Here is a 16157-nt window from a genome sequence, read left to right as displayed (position 1 = left end):
AGAGCCTTTTAAAACGATAAACTCTACTGATTTTGTAGGTTTTACAGATTGTACATATTCCACAGAAACTAATATTTTCAAAGTAAAAATGAATAAAGTATACCTTGATAACGCTGCAACAACTCCACTTTCGGAAGAAGTTATCGATGCAATGGTTGATACCATGAAAATGAATTTCGGAAATCCGTCCTCTACGCACAGTTTTGGTCAGGAAGCGAAAATTCTTATCGAAAACGTAAGGAGACAGGTTGCAGATTATCTTCATGTAACGCCCGCTGAAATTATTTTCACCTCTTGCGGTACAGAATCGAACAATATGATCATCAAATCTGCTGTCGAGCATCTTGGAATAGAAAGAATCATCAGCTCACCTCTTGAGCATAAATGTGTTTCTGAGAGTGTTCTGGATATGAAAAGCAGAAAAGGAGTAGAGGTAAACTACATCCGTCCTAATGAAAAGGGTGATATTGATCTTCATAAACTGGAAGAACTTTTAAAGGCTTCCGAAAAGAAAACACTGGTAAGTTTAATGCATGCCAACAACGAAATCGGAAATCTTATCGATATTAAAAAAGTAGCGGAACTCTGCAAGGCAAATAATGCACTTTTCCATTCAGATACCGTTCAGACAATGGCTCACATGAATCTGGATTTTTCCGATATTCAGGTAGATTTTGCTTCTTGCAGTGCCCATAAATTTCACGGACCGAAAGGCGTTGGATTTGCGTTCATCAGAAAATCAAGCGGTTTGAAGGGGATTATTACGGGAGGACCACAGGAAAGAAGCTTAAGAGCAGGAACAGAAAATGTTGCAGGAATTGTAGGATTAGGAAAAGCTCTGGAAATCTCTCTTAAAAATCTTGAAGCATATACCCATCATATGCAGGAAATTAAAAGCTACGCCGTAGAAAGGCTTACAGCGGAAATTCCGGGCATCAAATTCAACGGAAGAAGTTCTGAGAAGGAAAACAGTCTTTACACCGTTTTAAGCGCTTTATTACCGTATAAAAACCCTCTTATCGGGCTTCAGTTAGATATGAAAGGAATTGCAATATCTCAGGGAAGTGCGTGTTCTTCCGGAGCGTCAAAACCTTCTATGGTGATGATGATGGTTTTATCTGAAGATGAAATGGATCATTGCACGCCGCTTCGTATTTCTTTCAGCCATTTAACCACTAAAGAAGATATTGATGCACTGGCAACAGCTCTGAAAGAAATTTCTAAAGATTTCGTTATAGAAAATACAAATGTTGAGCATAGATAGTCTTATTACTCAAAAAGCGTAATTTTGATTATCCAATTAAGGAAATTATAAAAGAATAATATTAATTTAAATAAAAGAAACAAAAATGGCTTTAGAAATTACAGATAGCTCATTTCAGGAAACGGTTTTAAAATCAGATAAGCCGGTATTAGTAGACTTTTGGGCAGTATGGTGCGGACCTTGCAGAACGTTGGGACCAATCATCGAAGAAGTAGCAAGCGATTTCGAAGGAAAAGCAATAGTAGGGAAAGTAGACGTGGATAACAACCAGGATATTTCTATGCAGTACGGGATCAGAAATATTCCTACAGTTCTTATTTTTAAGAATGGAGAAGTGGTTGACAAATTAGTAGGAGTAGCTCCAAAAGAAGTGATCGCTGAGAAATTGAGCGCACACTTGTAAAAATAATAAATTTGATAATGAACGCCTTCCGTTTTCGGGAGGCATTTTTTTTGAAATAAATTTGCAGGTAACGAAAAAAGTTGTACTTTTGCCATCACAAAAAAGAAACAACGTTCTTTAAAAACAAAAACATGATCCGGTAGTTCAGCTGGTTAGAATGCCGCCCTGTCACGGCGGAGGTCGCGGGTTCGAGTCCCGTCCGGATCGCAAAAGTTTTTTCAATTTACTTTTAAAACAAAATTTGATCCGGTAGTTCAGCTGGTTAGAATGCCGCCCTGTCACGGCGGAGGTCGCGGGTTCGAGTCCCGTCCGGATCGCAGAAGTTTTCTCAATTTACTTTTAAAACAAAATTGATCCGGTAGTTCAGTTGGTTAGAATGCCGCCCTGTCACGGCGGAGGTCGCGGGTTCGAGTCCCGTCCGGATCGCAGAAGTTTTCTCAATTTCTTTTAAAAAAATTGATCCGGTAGTTCAGCTGGTTAGAATGCCGCCCTGTCACGGCGGAGGTCGCGGGTTCGAGTCCCGTCCGGATCGCAAAAGTCTTCTAAAACTTAGAAGACTTTTTTATTTTTATATTTTCAGAGTAATTTCATAAACTGTAATGTGTGCTTTTCTGAAAAACCTTTTCCAGAATTTTGTATACACATCATTTTTTATATTTCCGAAGTAATCTTAAAATTAAAAAGAACTTATGATCGTACTGAATTTCGATTGGAGCAACAAAGCTGCATTAAAAGAAAATCTTTTAAAATGGGCTTACGATGAAAATTTAATCCTTTTGGAAGATGATGAAGATGTTCTTTTTTTTGATAACGAATGGATGGGAATAATTTTTCCGTACATGTTTGACGAAAAATGCATTAAGAGAGATTATATCATCTTTATTCTAAAAAACTATATCAGAGATAGTTTTTCGCGTAGAAGATCACTAGCAGAATTGGAAACCATTCAGGAGCTATTTATCGATGAAATGCAAGATTACTGTTCTGTAAATAATGACCAACTGATTAAAGATGCTATAGACTATTTTTTACGTTGCAAGACCAGATTAGAGAAAAATAAAAAGATCTGATAAGATATTTAAAATATTCAACTTTGAAGATGATATTCTAAATATAACTTTCCTAAAATAAAATTATTGGCTGTTAAACTTACTGATTACTAAAGGTTTTTGTAGTCAATTCTGCATAGAATGTGATAAAATATGGCATTTTTTAAAAGGTTATAAATTAATTTTTTTCGTTTTTTATTAAATATTCAATTATAATTTTAATTTTTTCTATAATAAAATTTTATAAATTAAAGTATTCTTTTTAAATTGATTAAAATATAATGTTTTTCATTGTTTATTTGGTTTAAACTTGTATATTAGACATCAAATCACAAAGTTAAATGAAAATTATTCAATTAATCACAACAGATTGAATAATGTCATTAAAATTATTTCGAAAACCTAAAGTAGTTGCTGTTCTGCAATCTATTCCAAATACATTTTACTGAGCATTTAACTTGTTAGATTATAATAATAAGTATAAAACCTTAACACTATGAGGTTCATTTTTATTGTATGCACATTTTTAATGTCTCCTCTCTTTCTATCTCAGGTAGGGATAAATACACCCAGTCCCGATCCTTCGGCAGCTCTGGATATTGTTGCTAAAGCATCAGATAAAGGTTTACTTATTCCTCGTGTTCCTCTTCAAAACATTACAGATATTACTACAGTGCCTAATCCTGCAGTAAGCCTCCTTGTATACAATACGACTTCAAATGCAGGAATTACCAAAGGGTATTATTATTGGGACGGAAGCAAGTGGCTTAGATTTAACGACAGCTCAAAAATTTTTTACGGAAACGCAGATCCAACGATTCCTACTACGAATTCTACCGGAGATATATACGTTAATAATTCCACCGGAACTCTTTTTGTGTATAACGGCAGCAACTGGATTTCGCAAATGTCCGGAACGGAAATCCTTTCTGTAAAAATTATTGCTGCGGACGGTCAGACAGAATTCCCCACCCCATGGAGCATCAGTACTTCCAATACAAAAGTTTACAGAAATGGGGTAAACATAGATTTTCAGGTTCTTTCTTCATTTAATATAAAACTGGAGACCGGAGTATCCTGCTATGCCAACGATGAGATAAAAATTTACAAATTCTTATAAAAATTTTAAAATTAAATAACATGAAAAAGTATCTACAAACTTCCGCAATTTTAGTATTTCTTTTCGCAGCTTCCGGAGCTGTACAAGCACAACAAACAACAGGTGATGTAGCCCAGAACTCTGCTAATGGAGCGGCGCAGGCTCTTAACGGAACTATCAGGGTGATTGATAACAAAGGAACCATCAAATATCTGCAGGCTAAAAACGGGATTACAACCCTTACCAATACTACGAATAATGTAACAACAACAACTTGGCAACTGGGAGGAACCCTTACTGATGATACCAGTATAGATCTTAATGGGAAAAAATTTGGTCTTGCCAATGTACTTCAGAATACGAATACCAATCAGGCAGGATCTAATGTTCCGGCAACTTCTGCAACGCTGGGAACTTCGGGATATACGATTCTTGTAAGAGACGAAGCTACAGGAAATGTCTTAAAAATGCTTTCAACAGATCTTGTACAGAGCGGACATGAAAAATTTACTTCAACAGCAGGTCAGACATCTTACAGTTTAACAGGAGCTCCTGTGTTACCTACATATTCTCAGGTATGGGTCTACAGAAATGGTGCAAAATTAATTGCTAATGAAGATTATACTGTTTCGGGATCTGCAGTGACGCTTGTTCCGAATGGAAGTGCTCCTAATGATTGGTCTGTATTGGCAGGCGATATTATTGAGGTGCAGTACATGAAGTAAGATTGTTCTTAAAAACCAATCATTTATTTTCATATTATTGATAAACACGAGATGGGCAAATTATTCGATTTTCTTTTTTTAGTTTTATCTGTTTCGCTCTATTCACAGGTCAGGGTTATTGATAATAAAGGTACCCTTAAACAGGTTGATGAATCGAAATGGATTTTATCCGGGAATAATATTTATAATAAAAACTCCGGAAATGTAGGAATTGGTATATCCAGTCCCTCAGAAAAGCTTGAAGTAAATGGAATTGTAAAATCAGTGGGCGCTGTTTATACCAACTCGGCGCTTTTCAATAAAATTTTATATGCAAATGCTTCCGGTAATGTGAGTCCGCTATCTTTAGGAGCCGGACTTACATTCTCCGGAGGTATTCTTAATACAGTGAATAGTGGGACAGTTACGAGTGTAGGACTTAGTATGCCTTCTGCTTTCAGTGTTTCCAATTCTCCGATTACTAATTCGGGAACGATTACAGTCTCCGGCTCGGGAACAATTGCTCAATATATAAGAGGAAACGGCACTTTAGGGAATTTTTCTTTATCCGGTTTAAGCGATGTATCGCTTTCTGCTCTTACAACAGGACAGATTTTACAGTATAACGGTACTTCATGGATAAATATATCGCCTAATTCAACGCTTACAAGAGGTAATTTAACGACAACCACTACAGGATTATCTGTAACCGGAGGGACTAATGCCGTTTTGGGCAGTGGAACAGCGGTGGATTATAATTTAGTTACGGGTATCGGTAACCTTGTTTCGGGAACTCAGGGAGTCTTGGGAGGGACAGGAAATACAAATACATACATTGGTGCAGACGGACAGAAACATTTACTTCCATCTGCCTATTCTTTACCAATTGCAAGTTCTACAACTCTTGGAGGAGTAAAGATTGGTTCAGGAATAAATGTTGCTCCAGACGGAACAATATCGGCAGCAAATTCGGGAACGGTTACAAGTGTAGGACTGAGTATGCCTGCTGCATTCAGTGTTTCCAATTCTCCGATTACCAATTCGGGAACGATCACAGTCTCCGGCTCGGGAACAATTGCTCAATATATAAGAGGAAACGGCACTTTAGGGAATTTTTCTTTATCCGGTTTAAGCGATGTATCTCTTTCAGCACTTGCAACAGGACAGATTTTGCAGTATAACGGTACTTCATGGATAAATATATCACCCAATTCAACGCTTACAAGAGGCAATATAACGACATCAACAACAGGATTATCTGTAACCGGAGGGACTAATGCTGCATTGGGAAGCGGAGTAACTTTAGACTACGATTTAGTTACGGGTATTGGTAACCTTGTTTCGGGAACTCCGGGAGTCTTGGGAGGAACAGGAAATACAAACACCTATATTGGTGCAGACGGACAGAAGCATTTGCTTCCTTCGGCATATTCTTTACCAATTGCAAGTTCCACAACTCTTGGAGGGGTAAAGATTGGCTCAGGAATAAATGTTGCTCCAGACGGAACTATATCGGCAGTAAATTCGGGAACTGTAACCAATATTGCAACAGGAACAGGACTTACAGGAGGACCCATAACATCCACAGGAACTATATCTTTAAGCAATACGGCAGTCACTGCCGGAGCTTATGGAACAGCGTCTACAACTATTCCTACCTTCACAGTTAATGCACAGGGACAATTAACAGCAGCCGGAACTTATCCAACATCAGGAATATCCATTGCAGGCGATGTTACCGGAACTTTAGCAGCCTCCACGGTCGCGAAAATTCAGGGAAGAAATGTTGCCAATACAGCTCCGACTAACGGACAGACATTGATTTACAATAACACTACCAGTCAATGGGAACCCGGTAATTATACCTTTCCTCAGTTGCTTGTAGATGCTTCAAGAACAACAACGTATACTCCTGCTGTTGCCTATGCTGTTATTCCCTACAATACGACAGCAATAAATGTAGGAACTTCCTATAATACAACCTCTGGAAATTTTACGGCTCCGGCAGCAGGAACCTACCAGATTATTGTCAACAACAGTTTCAGCGCAAATACCGCTGCCAATCACTCTATAACAACCCGAATTATTGTAAATGGCACAACAGATACAGAATCATCCTGTTCGGCATCTCCATATGCAGGAAGCGGAGTTAACATTACAAGCTCTCCGTCAACAGTAGTGAACTTAACAGCCGGACAAACTGTTAATATACAAATCGGCGGGGAAGTGGGTACTGTTACCGCTTTAACGGGTACCGGTCAGCACAGATTAAAAATCATCAGGTTAAATTAATTCAGATAATTAACCTCGTATACCTTACATTTCAGTCAATTTCATACGATATTTAACACTACATTTAATAATTCTCGATTCAAAAGATTAACTGTTCACCGTATTTTTACGGTAAATTGATTCTGCATTTTTTTTATCCGATTTTAGGTCTGATATTTGTACTGAGTAGAAAAAAAATTATTGCCCACTTTTATTTATGAAAAACAGACTTGTGAAAAAATCACTTCTTTATGCATTCTTTATCAGCTTAATGATTATTTCCTGTAAAAAAGAAATTGAAAAAATCAGCGACAAAATCAATGACACCACTTCATCAATCATTGAACCTGATCCTGAGACAGATTCTGTGGTTGTGAAAAAAGATTCCGTAGTTGAAAAAGAATCTTTACCTCCGGCAATGCAGGAAGATGGTTTTTATAATGCTTTTATTTTCCCTAAAGACAAAAAAATGAAAGATTCTTTATTCGGAGTCTTTAACAAAAAATATACAGAGAAAGAACGTTATGCTATTTTAGCTTTAAACAGACTGGATTCTAAAAATAAATGGAATGCCGATACTTTGGTGGTTCCTGCAAAAATTGATACTACATTAATGGAGTATTCTCCTTTCCCAATGCAGCTTGATGTACTAAGTCCGGTGAAAAAGTTTGTAATATTCTCTTACCCTATTCAGGCGTACGGAGTATATTCAAACGGAACATTGGTAAAATGGGGTCCTACAAGTATGGGGAAGAAAACCGCTAAAACAAAGACAGGTCTTACTTTTGCCAACTGGAAAAAACAACTGGCAATTTCAACCGTAAGCAGCGAGTGGAAATTACCTTACAATTTTAATATTTTTAATCTTGACGGAATTGGATGGCATCAGTATGACCTTCCGGGTTACCCTGCATCGCATTCATGTTTAAGATTGTTGATGAAAGATGCAAAATGGCTTTACGGTTATGCAGATACATGGGTTTTAAATCCGGGAGGAGCGACTACAAAAGCAAAAGGAACGGCTGTAATGGTTTATGGAGATTACGGTTGGGGAAAAAGAAAACCCTGGAGAAAACTTCTTAGCGATCCTAATGCCAACAGCGTTTCTGTAGAAGAAATGACTAAAATGATCGAGCCCAATATCGAAAGAATACTTAAAGAACAGGATAACAGAGAAAAAGTGGTAGATTCTATAAAAGCGGCAAAAGCTGTATTGGAACAAATGCCGCAAACCACTAAGACCGTTGCTCCTTAATCCAGTTTTTCAAACTGCAGCGTAGATTCTTCTGCGAATTTTCTGAGTTTCAGCATTTCATCTTTTCCTTTATGTTGCCCGAAACGTGCTGCTGCATAGGTAAGTGCAATGCAGAATAACATAATAAAAGATGCGGTAAGTGCCCATGGAAATTCTTGACTTTTAATCTGTTTTTCCACATAATACATGGAAATAAATACCATCCAGAGAATCGAAAACGCAAAATATAAAAACATAAAAAACGTCCAAACTGCGGAACTGGGTCCGAAAACGCCTCGTATCGCAGTTTTTTCGTCTTCAATTTCAATTCTTAAAGATAGTCTTGGCTTCCAGTAGGTTTCGTAATCTGTTTCTACACAGATGGTTGCTACCTCTTTATTAATGTTGCCTGAAAACTCACCTTTATGTTCTTTTAGATATTTTTTCAGATTTTCTGCGTATTCATCTTTTGTTAAATGAGTAAACATCTTAAATCGGGGTCTGGTTCTTATTTTGTCCAGCGTAGTTTCTTCGGTTTTCATATCATTCTTGTTCTTGGTAAGGTATAGGATCTTCGAGGGTGAAGCTTAAAGTCATCTGTTTATTTTTTCTTTCAATCAGCATATTGATGGTTTTTCCTTCATCGGATTTCATCATTTCCATGATTTTATTGAGTGTCATGTCCTCTGTTTTTTTGCCATTGATGCTTATTAAACGATCGTCTTTCTGAAGTCCGGCTTTAGCTCCCGGAGAATCTTTACGCACTCCGGCGATGGAAAAAATAGGTTTTAAAACAAAATTATACTGAAGGTTATTATTGATCACTTCAATTCCGTTGGAAGGACTTTCCTTTCTTTTAGCGGGAAGATTCACCACATCTTTCGTCCATTCCATGCCGTCCTGTTTAAAATCCAGACCGCTCATATTGAAATGAAAAGGATCATCGTAATTTCCATTCTTTTTTAAATATATTTTCTTGTTAGAATAGTCGAATGCAACTGTAAAACGCCTCATGATATCTCCGCCAATGGAACCTTTTCTGTTTTCCACCATATTTACGTGCTGAATAGAATATTCATCAGGCATTGCGGTAAGCGGTTTTTCAAATTTAAAATCTCCGAGATACAGGTTGTGAATTCTGCTTCGTTTTCCAAATACATCCCCGTTAAAACCTCTTCCGAGATAATCATCAATATTCGGTCGGTTGTAAACAAAGTCTTTTATCAAAGCAGGAAACAGCCACATCGGATCACTGTTTCCCAGATCGATCAGCAATTTTGAAGGCTTTCTCTCTCTGGTCATTTCCACATCGGCAATTACATAAGGTTTATTTTTTTCTATGCTGATCTCAATCTCTTTAAAATTTTTTATTTTTTTCTGAAATAAAGTTTTATCGTTGTAAATGATAATTTTTTTAGACGAATAATCAATTAAAACAGGATGATCTTTGAAAAAATGATAACCAATAATTCCGTTCACAGGAATTCCTACATGGGAGGAAATATTAAAATCCTGATCGGTAATAATATAAACCGTCATTGAATTATTTACAAAATTCTTTACGATCTTTGCAATATTATTATCGGAACGAAATCCGTCGATACTTGCGCTTCCTCCTAAACCGGCAAATTTTATCTTCTCAATATTCTGGAGATTGATTTCTTTATTTTCAAGACTGAAAATAGAAGTTTCTGCGACTCCGGTATCAAGTAAAAAAGTCAGATTTACTCCATTAATATTTACAGGAATAAAAATTAAATTGGCAATAAGTTTAAAAGGGATGACGGTTTTTTTTGCATCCTGAACTTCAAAAGAATTTTGAGCATTCATAAAAATGCCGAACAGTAAGAACACAAAAAAATACCTCAGTTTCATTTACTGAATTTACTGAATTTATCCTTACCCTTAATAAAAAAACATTCCCAAAATGAGAATGTTTGTATTTTGTTTAATAATTTAAAATGAATGTTTAAATTTCGATAATCTATTTGGAGAAAAAATCCATCAGATCCATATAATTTTTCTGGTTCACTCCATGACCGCTCATGTATTCCCTGAATGTAAAATAACAGCTTAAATCATATAAAAGATCTGCCGCTTTTCTTCCCCATTCCAAAGGAATTACCGCATCATCTGTTCCATGGGAAATAAAGAAGCGAAGTCTTTCCAGTTTTTTCTTATCCTTTACAATATCTGTAAGTAACTTTTCTTCCGGGTAACTGCTTAAACACGCCACAAGATTAAACATTTCAGGATATTTCAGAGCCAGAGCATAACATAAAATTCCTCCCTGACTGAAACCGCAAAGGTGAGTTTTTCCTTCCGTAATTCCGTAACTATTAACAATTTTAAGAATACTTTCCGTAACGCTGTTTAAAGATTCTGTAGCCTGCGGAACATCAATAAAGTTGTCAGGATTGTTAAAATCGATATCATACCATGAAAAGCCTTCAAACTGGGTGTTTCTTGGTGCTCTGAAGCTTACGATAATCCAGTCTTTAGGAAGAGTTTCTCTGAAGCTGAAAAGATCCTGTTCATTGCTTCCGTAGCCATGAAGCATGAAAAGAATCGTGGTGTCGGAACTGATATTTTCGGGTTCTCTTACAATATAATCTAAATTCATACGGCAAAGATAATTATTAATGATGTATTTATTCTTTAGCTCCATCAAAATAAGACCATTTAAAACAGATGGACAAACTGTCTTAAAACTAATATTAAACCCGCCCAACATTTAGACAAAAACAGCGTTATAATTATTTATTGAATTGATATTATTTGCAATTCATTGTTGGAAATTTTTCATAAAAGTTATTTTTATATTGATAAAAAACCTATATTTGGAACATTAAAAATCTATTTGGAGAAATGAAGCAATTTTACAAATCAAAAAGTTTACTTAGACTTTCTTTTTTATTCGCTGTATTATTTTCAGCAATCTTAGTTGTTAATTCTTGTAAGAAAGATGACGATGATGAATTTACAGATCATATTATTCAGTTTGAAGCTAAAATAAATACAAAAGGTCCAAATCCACCTGCAAATCCACCTGTTACAGGAACTTTTTCTACTGTAGTTACACAGATCGGAACAGGGCAGAGTACTACTTTTAATCCTACAGGAACTACATGGTCCAGCGGAGAGCAGTTTGTAAGCTCAAGTCAGGCTCAGCTAAATTTAGCAGCAAATGCTGTTCTTCCTTATTCAGATTCTGAGCTAATCATCAATATCTATGTAGACGGAGAAGTTGCCAAAACTAAAAAGGTTGTAGGATCGGGTACACAAAGTGCCTCAATTTCTTACAGCTTCTTAGAACTATAAAAAATCATTCAAAATACCAAGACCATCTGAAAAGGTGGTCTTTTTTTATGATGTTACCTAAAAAATCTGGGGCGCAAAATTTTCAATTTTGCGCCCCAGATTTTTATATTTTACGAAACTATTAGATTACTTTCACAATAAAATAGCTCTTCTTTCCTTTTTGAAGAAGTAAAAACTTACCGTCAATCAGATCACTTTCATTAGCTGTATAAACGTCATTAATTTTCTGTTTATTGACTGAAATAGCATTTCCTTTCAGCTCTCTTGTGGCTTCGCTTTTCGATTTTAAAAATCCTGATTTTTCAGATAAAAGATCTACGATATTTACGCCTAAAACATCATTCTTCAATACTTCTTTTTGCGGAACTCCGTCAAATACTTCCAGAAAAGTTTCTTCATCAAGACTTACCAGATCTTCAGCCGTAGAACGTCCAAAAAGAATCTCAGATGCTTTCAATGCCTTCTCGTATTCATCTTTTCCGTGAACCCATACCGTAACTTCCTCAGCTAATTTTTTCTGTAGCTTTCTTTCGTGTGGAGCCGTTTTATGCTCTTCAATTAAAGTTTCAATTTCTTCCTTTCCTAAAAATGTATAGAATTTAATGAATCTTTCCGCATCTTCATCCGTTGCATTCAGCCAGAATTGGTAGAATTTATAAGGTGAAGTTTTCTTTTTATCCAGCCAGTAATTTTCTCCGCTTTCAGACTTTCCGAATTTCGAGCCGTCGGCTTTTGTAATCAGAGGAACCGTTAAGGCAAAAGCTTCACCCTGTGCTTTTCTGCGGATCAGTTCTGTACCGGTCGTTATGTTTCCCCACTGGTCAGAACCTCCCATTTGAAGTTTAACGCCGTTATTTTGATACAGATGTAAAAAATCGTACCCCTGAATCAACTGATACGTAAATTCCGTAAAACTCATTCCATCAACTCCTGCCTCTCCGGAAAGTCTTTTCTTTACAGAATCTTTCGACATCATATAATTTACGGTAATATTTTTCCCGACGTTTTTGGCAAAATCAAGGAAAGAAATATTTTTCATCCAGTCGTAATTGTTCACCAGTTCCGCTTTATTCGGCTCGCTTCCCGAAAAATCCAGAAATCTGGAAAGCTGGTTTTTAAGACAGTCTACATAATGCAGCAAAGTATCTTCATCCAGAAGATTTCTTTCCGCAGACTTTCCCGAAGGATCCCCAATCATTCCTGTCGCACCGCCCACCAAAGCAATTGGTTTATGACCGTGCTGCTGAAAATGAGCTAAAATTTTTATCTGAATAAGACTTCCGATATGTAAAGAATCTGCAGTAGGATCAAAACCGATATAGGCTGTTGTCATTTCCTTATCCAGTTGTTCGTCCGTTCCGGGCATCATGTCGGCAAAAAGCCCGCGCCATTTCAGTTCTTCAATAAAAGAGTTCATTATTTTCTGCTTTAAAATTTAATGTGCAAAGATAATCATTTCAGGGGAATAAGGCGAAGACAGAAACTTTCAATTCAGGATGAAAAACAGGTTGATTTTTTTAGGAGCTGTTTCCTGCTCTCCGCACTCGCTATTTTGTTTGATTTTGGTTTCGGCGGCAAAGCCGCCGAAACCAAAATCAAACAAAATGAGCTCAGACAAATGCTGCGATCATGGCTAAACCTCAGTCGGAATACAAATTGTACAGAAAAAATCATTTGATCTTCTGCGTTGTATTTTTAGCTAAAATCAATTATATTTGTTAGTAATGAACGACGAACAATTATTTCCTCTCATTCAGAAAGCGAAGGAAAAAGACCAGAAAGCGCAGACAAGGCTCATCAACATTTTTTGGGTTGATGTTTTTTCTTTTGTAATGAAAAAAGTTCACGACGAAAATGATGCCGACGAAATCACCGTAAATGTTTTTTCAAAAGTTTTATCAAAGCTGGATATGTTTGATCCTCATTTTCAGTTTAAAACATGGATTTTAACTATTGCTCAAAATACCATCATCGATTTTTGGAGAAAAAAAAGCCGCGAAAATCAGGATCCTACAGAAAATCTGGATGAGGTAAAAAACCAGTATGCCAAATCTCCTGAAGAATTGATGATTTCCGAAGAAGAACAGAAGAAAATTATTAAAACAATAGAATCTTTAGATGTCAATTATCAGGAAATCATTCGTTTAAGATTTTTCGAAGAAAAAAGCATCAAAGAAATTGCTGAGGAATTAGGCATTTCTGTTGCCAATACAAAGGTTCGTGTTATGCGTGCAAAAAAAGTCTTAGCAGAACTGTTGAAAAATAATGAGTTTGACGATCAATAATCACAAACTTTTAAAATCCCGATCTTAGAATTTAAAAATATAATTTTCCTGAATTTTATCATATTCTAAATAAATTTTCAATAATTACTAAAAATCATATATGATTAAACGTTTACATTTTCTAAATTCGTATGAAAATTAAGAAATATGACTTTTGGAATTGAGGCAGCAAGCTATTATGTGCCTTCATTATATTTGGAAATTAAAGATTTAGCAGAAAAAAGAGGAATCGAACCTGCAAAACTCGAAAAAGGATTGGGATTGCATAAAATGGGCTTTCCCGATGTTCATGAAGATGCCGCAACATTTGCAGCAGAAGCATTACTAAGACTCATAAAGGATTATAATATCAATCCGAAAGAAATATCAAGAATTTACTTAGGAACAGAAAGCGCTTTAGATGCCGCTAAACCAACCGCTTCTTACGCTATGCAGATGGTAGAAAAAGTTCTCGAAAAAGAATTTGGAGAAAGAACTTTCAGGAACTGTGATGTGGTAGATATGACTTTTGCGTGTATCGGAGCAGTAGATGCGCTTCATAATTCTTTAGATTTTGTAATAGCAAACCCTGATAAAAAAGCAGTAGTCATTGCAAGTGATTACGCAAAATACGAACTGGCTTCTTCCGGAGAATATACACAGGGTGGAGGAGCAGTTGCGATTTTAATTTCTTCAAAACCTGATCTCATTGAAATTGAGAACAATTGGGGTGTTGCCACAGAATCGGTCTTTGACTTTTTCAAGCCGCGTCGTCATTTCAAAAAAGAAGATTTAACGAATGCTCCCGAAAGTTTCCCCGAAAAAATAGAAATTTTCACGGATGAACCTGTCTTTGACGGACAATATTCCAACCAGTGTTATCAGGACAGAATTAGAGAAGCCTACGATCATTATAAAGAAATTACTGGAAAAAATAAACCTTACGAAAACTGGAAATATCTGATCTTCCATCTTCCATACGCCTTTCACGGAAAAAGAGTTTTCACAGAAATTTACAGCTTAGAAAACGGTCTGTTTTACAAAACGCCTGAAGAACAAAAAGCGGTGGCAAAATCAGAAGAATACCTTCAGTTTATTAATGATAAAATTGAAAAATCTCAACGTGCATCTTCGGAAATCGGAAATATATATACGGCTTCCATTTTTATGGCTTTACTTTCTGCTTTACAGACTTCTTTTAACGAAAATGAAGAATTAGCAGGACAGCAAATCGGATTTTTAGGATACGGAAGCGGATCAAAATCCAAAGTATTTGCCGGAAAAGTTTCAGAAAACTGGAAAAATGTGGTCAAAAAATGGAATTTATTTGAAAGTTTAAAAAACAGAACCTCAATTGATTTTGAGACTTATGAAAAACTCCACAGAAAACAACTGCAAAATTCAGTTAACGAAAACTATAAAGGCTTTGGTTTAACATCAGTAGAACTGGAAAATCCTGTTTTAAAAGGAGCAAGATATTATGATTATAAGGGATAATTAAAAATCAATAATAATATTAAAACATCTCAATCTGAGGTGTTTTTTTTATTCAAGAAATAAAACTTTATCCTGATAACTTTTCGGCGTTACTCCCACTAATTGCTTAAATACTCTCGTAAAATAATTCGCATCCGAAAACCCTGTCTGATAAGCCGTTTCTTTAATGCTGTTCTGGTTCGCCAAAAGTTCTTTTGCCCGATTGATTCTTTCCTGCAAAATAAACTCATTCGGAGAAGTTCCCAGTTCGTCTTTAAACATTTTAAAGAAATTGGATTTACTCACATATGCCATTTTTGCAATGCTGTCTATTGATAATTTCTGATGAAGATTTTTCTTAATATAATCTACCACAAAACCAATTCTGGATTTGTTTTTAACAATATTTTTCTCCACCATGCTTCTTGCTTGCGTCTGCATCAGGCGGATCAGAAGTTCCTTCAAAGCAAAATCTGCCATAATATCTTTCTGCGAATTGTCGTCCATCGCAATTCTCATGATATTATTCGTAGCTGAAGCCAGAGACTGATTATTAAACAGAAAATACTCATCCAGTTCAATATTCCAGCGCGAAGTTTCATCCACCTTTGGAAGATGATAGTTGAGGTGATTGAGAGAACTCTCTATGAATTCAGGATTCAGGCTTAGAGAAATACATTGGGAAGGCGTTTCATCCGCTTCAGGAAAATCGATTACCATCGTTTCTCCCGGCGAAACCAGAACACTTTCTCCCGGAAAATAATCGAAATAGCCCGTTTTATGATCTATTTTCATGTGCTTTTTGCCGCGAAGCATTGCAGTGAATGCAATCGTTTCAAAATGCAGTTTTACATCGAAAGCAGCCTTATGCGTTTCGTAGATACTGAATTCGCAATTGTTTAGATTGAATTTTGTCTGATTTTCAACCAAGTGCATAAGCTGGTTTTCCCTTGTCAATTCAGGAGTTTCTAATAAAATCTTGTTATTGTTCATTTCTAAACATTTTTAATAGCCTGTTTACTCAAATATAGAAAATAATCGGCTTACAAGACTGTTAATGAAATAATAAAAT

The 16157-nt window shown here is 36.1% G+C and carries 15 protein-coding genes and 4 tRNA genes; 14 read left to right on the top strand and 5 right to left on the bottom strand.

Translation table 11 applies throughout. The features are described from left to right. Window positions 1-88 precede the first annotated feature (88 nt). From H6W52_RS09690 to H6W52_RS09640, 11 genes are all read left to right on the top strand, one after another. Entirely contained in the window at window positions 89-1264 is a 1176-nt protein-coding gene (locus H6W52_RS09690) for a cysteine desulfurase family protein (RefSeq protein ID WP_116097773.1), read from the top strand. 85 nt (window positions 1265-1349) lie between these two features. Further along, window positions 1350-1667, top strand: coding sequence for a thioredoxin (trxA, locus tag H6W52_RS09685; RefSeq protein ID WP_076392215.1), 318 nt, complete (start codon window positions 1350-1352; stop codon window positions 1665-1667). A gap of 133 nt (window positions 1668-1800) precedes the next feature. After that, window positions 1801-1874: transfer RNA gene (locus tag H6W52_RS09680), tRNA-Asp, on the top strand. Window positions 1875-1910: 36 nt separating this feature from the next. Next, window positions 1911-1984 (top strand) — tRNA-Asp (locus tag H6W52_RS09675). Between the two features lie 35 nt (window positions 1985-2019). Further along, window positions 2020-2093: transfer RNA gene (locus tag H6W52_RS09670), tRNA-Asp, on the top strand. A gap of 32 nt (window positions 2094-2125) precedes the next feature. Next, window positions 2126-2199 (top strand) — tRNA-Asp (locus tag H6W52_RS09665). Window positions 2200-2356: 157 nt separating this feature from the next. Beyond that, window positions 2357-2737 carry a hypothetical protein gene (locus H6W52_RS09660; protein WP_116097775.1) on the top strand — a complete coding sequence of 127 codons (381 nt, stop codon included), beginning with the start codon at window positions 2357-2359 and terminating at the stop codon, window positions 2735-2737. 475 nt (window positions 2738-3212) lie between these two features. Next, the gene (locus H6W52_RS09655; RefSeq protein WP_123891955.1) at window positions 3213-3836 is read left to right on the top strand and encodes a hypothetical protein; all 624 of its coding nucleotides are present in this window, start codon (window positions 3213-3215) and stop codon (window positions 3834-3836) included. Window positions 3837-3856: 20 nt separating this feature from the next. After that, window positions 3857-4540, top strand: a complete 684-nt coding sequence (locus H6W52_RS09650; RefSeq protein ID WP_116097779.1) for a hypothetical protein — start codon at window positions 3857-3859, stop codon at window positions 4538-4540. Window positions 4541-4591: 51 nt separating this feature from the next. Beyond that, the gene (locus H6W52_RS09645) at window positions 4592-6811 is read left to right on the top strand and encodes a beta strand repeat-containing protein (protein WP_116097781.1); all 2220 of its coding nucleotides are present in this window, start codon (window positions 4592-4594) and stop codon (window positions 6809-6811) included. 211 nt (window positions 6812-7022) lie between these two features. Beyond that, complete coding sequence (locus H6W52_RS09640; protein WP_241277901.1) at window positions 7023-8045, top strand: L,D-transpeptidase; 1023 nt, start codon at window positions 7023-7025, stop codon at window positions 8043-8045. Here the strand turns inward: H6W52_RS09640 and H6W52_RS09635 are convergent. From H6W52_RS09635 to H6W52_RS09625, 3 genes are all read right to left on the bottom strand, one after another. After that, window positions 8042-8566, bottom strand: coding sequence for a hypothetical protein (locus H6W52_RS09635; protein ID WP_116097785.1), 525 nt, complete (start codon window positions 8564-8566; stop codon window positions 8042-8044). The two genes, H6W52_RS09640 and H6W52_RS09635, sit on opposite strands and share 4 nt — an antisense overlap. A gap of 1 nt (window position 8567) precedes the next feature. Continuing rightward, window positions 8568-9899 (bottom strand): PDZ domain-containing protein, encoded by a 1332-nt coding sequence (locus H6W52_RS09630; RefSeq protein ID WP_116097787.1) that lies wholly within the window; start codon window positions 9897-9899, stop codon window positions 8568-8570. Between the two features lie 109 nt (window positions 9900-10008). Beyond that, on the bottom strand, window positions 10009-10647 hold the full coding sequence (locus tag H6W52_RS09625; RefSeq protein WP_116097789.1) for an alpha/beta hydrolase: 639 nt from the start codon (window positions 10645-10647) through the stop codon (window positions 10009-10011). Window positions 10648-10892: 245 nt separating this feature from the next. Here H6W52_RS09625 and H6W52_RS09620 point away from each other — a divergent pair, with 245 nt between their 5' ends. Further along, window positions 10893-11345: a hypothetical protein gene (locus tag H6W52_RS09620; RefSeq protein ID WP_076392232.1), complete on the top strand. Its 453-nt coding sequence runs from the start codon at window positions 10893-10895 to the stop codon at window positions 11343-11345. Between the two features lie 121 nt (window positions 11346-11466). Here the strand turns inward: H6W52_RS09620 and tyrS are convergent, their stop codons facing one another. Beyond that, on the bottom strand, window positions 11467-12762 hold the full coding sequence (gene tyrS, locus H6W52_RS09615) for a tyrosine--tRNA ligase (RefSeq protein ID WP_116097791.1): 1296 nt from the start codon (window positions 12760-12762) through the stop codon (window positions 11467-11469). 307 nt (window positions 12763-13069) lie between these two features. Here tyrS and H6W52_RS09610 point away from each other — a divergent pair, with 307 nt between their 5' ends. Then, complete coding sequence (locus H6W52_RS09610) at window positions 13070-13630, top strand: RNA polymerase sigma factor (RefSeq protein WP_116097793.1); 561 nt, start codon at window positions 13070-13072, stop codon at window positions 13628-13630. A gap of 147 nt (window positions 13631-13777) precedes the next feature. After that, window positions 13778-15106, top strand: coding sequence for a hydroxymethylglutaryl-CoA synthase family protein (locus H6W52_RS09605; RefSeq protein ID WP_116097795.1), 1329 nt, complete (start codon window positions 13778-13780; stop codon window positions 15104-15106). Window positions 15107-15154: 48 nt separating this feature from the next. Here H6W52_RS09605 and H6W52_RS09600 read toward each other — a convergent pair whose 3' ends face one another. Beyond that, entirely contained in the window at window positions 15155-16078 is a 924-nt protein-coding gene (locus H6W52_RS09600; protein WP_116097797.1) for an AraC family transcriptional regulator, read from the bottom strand. Window positions 16079-16157: the final 79 nt, after the last annotated feature.

The sequence above is a fragment of the Chryseobacterium sp. C2(2020) genome, from assembly GCF_014218915.1.
Lineage (GTDB): Bacteria > Bacteroidota > Bacteroidia > Flavobacteriales > Weeksellaceae > Chryseobacterium > Chryseobacterium mucoviscidosis.
The sequence above is the reverse complement of the archived record's forward strand: the minus strand, read 5'-3'. Positions and strand labels throughout refer to the sequence as shown.

Excerpts from the sequence above, each read along its gene's own strand:
- H6W52_RS09690 (WP_116097773.1), top strand. The coding sequence starts at position 89 with ATGAATAAAGTATACCTTGATAACGCTGCAACAACTCCACTTTCGGAA.
- trxA (WP_076392215.1), top strand. The coding sequence starts at position 1,350 with ATGGCTTTAGAAATTACAGATAGCTCATTTCAGGAAACGGTTTTAAAA.
- H6W52_RS09660 (WP_116097775.1), top strand. The coding sequence starts at position 2,357 with ATGATCGTACTGAATTTCGATTGGAGCAACAAAGCTGCATTAAAAGAA.
- H6W52_RS09655 (WP_123891955.1), top strand. The coding sequence starts at position 3,213 with ATGAGGTTCATTTTTATTGTATGCACATTTTTAATGTCTCCTCTCTTT.
- H6W52_RS09650 (WP_116097779.1), top strand. The coding sequence starts at position 3,857 with ATGAAAAAGTATCTACAAACTTCCGCAATTTTAGTATTTCTTTTCGCA.
- H6W52_RS09645 (WP_116097781.1), top strand. The coding sequence starts at position 4,592 with ATGGGCAAATTATTCGATTTTCTTTTTTTAGTTTTATCTGTTTCGCTC.
- H6W52_RS09635 (WP_116097785.1), bottom strand. The coding sequence starts at position 8,566 with ATGAAAACCGAAGAAACTACGCTGGACAAAATAAGAACCAGACCCCGA.
- H6W52_RS09630 (WP_116097787.1), bottom strand. The coding sequence starts at position 9,899 with ATGAAACTGAGGTATTTTTTTGTGTTCTTACTGTTCGGCATTTTTATG.
- H6W52_RS09625 (WP_116097789.1), bottom strand. The coding sequence starts at position 10,647 with ATGAATTTAGATTATATTGTAAGAGAACCCGAAAATATCAGTTCCGAC.
- H6W52_RS09620 (WP_076392232.1), top strand. The coding sequence starts at position 10,893 with ATGAAGCAATTTTACAAATCAAAAAGTTTACTTAGACTTTCTTTTTTA.
- tyrS (WP_116097791.1), bottom strand. The coding sequence starts at position 12,762 with ATGAACTCTTTTATTGAAGAACTGAAATGGCGCGGGCTTTTTGCCGAC.
- H6W52_RS09610 (WP_116097793.1), top strand. The coding sequence starts at position 13,070 with ATGAACGACGAACAATTATTTCCTCTCATTCAGAAAGCGAAGGAAAAA.
- H6W52_RS09605 (WP_116097795.1), top strand. The coding sequence starts at position 13,778 with ATGACTTTTGGAATTGAGGCAGCAAGCTATTATGTGCCTTCATTATAT.
- H6W52_RS09600 (WP_116097797.1), bottom strand. The coding sequence starts at position 16,078 with ATGAACAATAACAAGATTTTATTAGAAACTCCTGAATTGACAAGGGAA.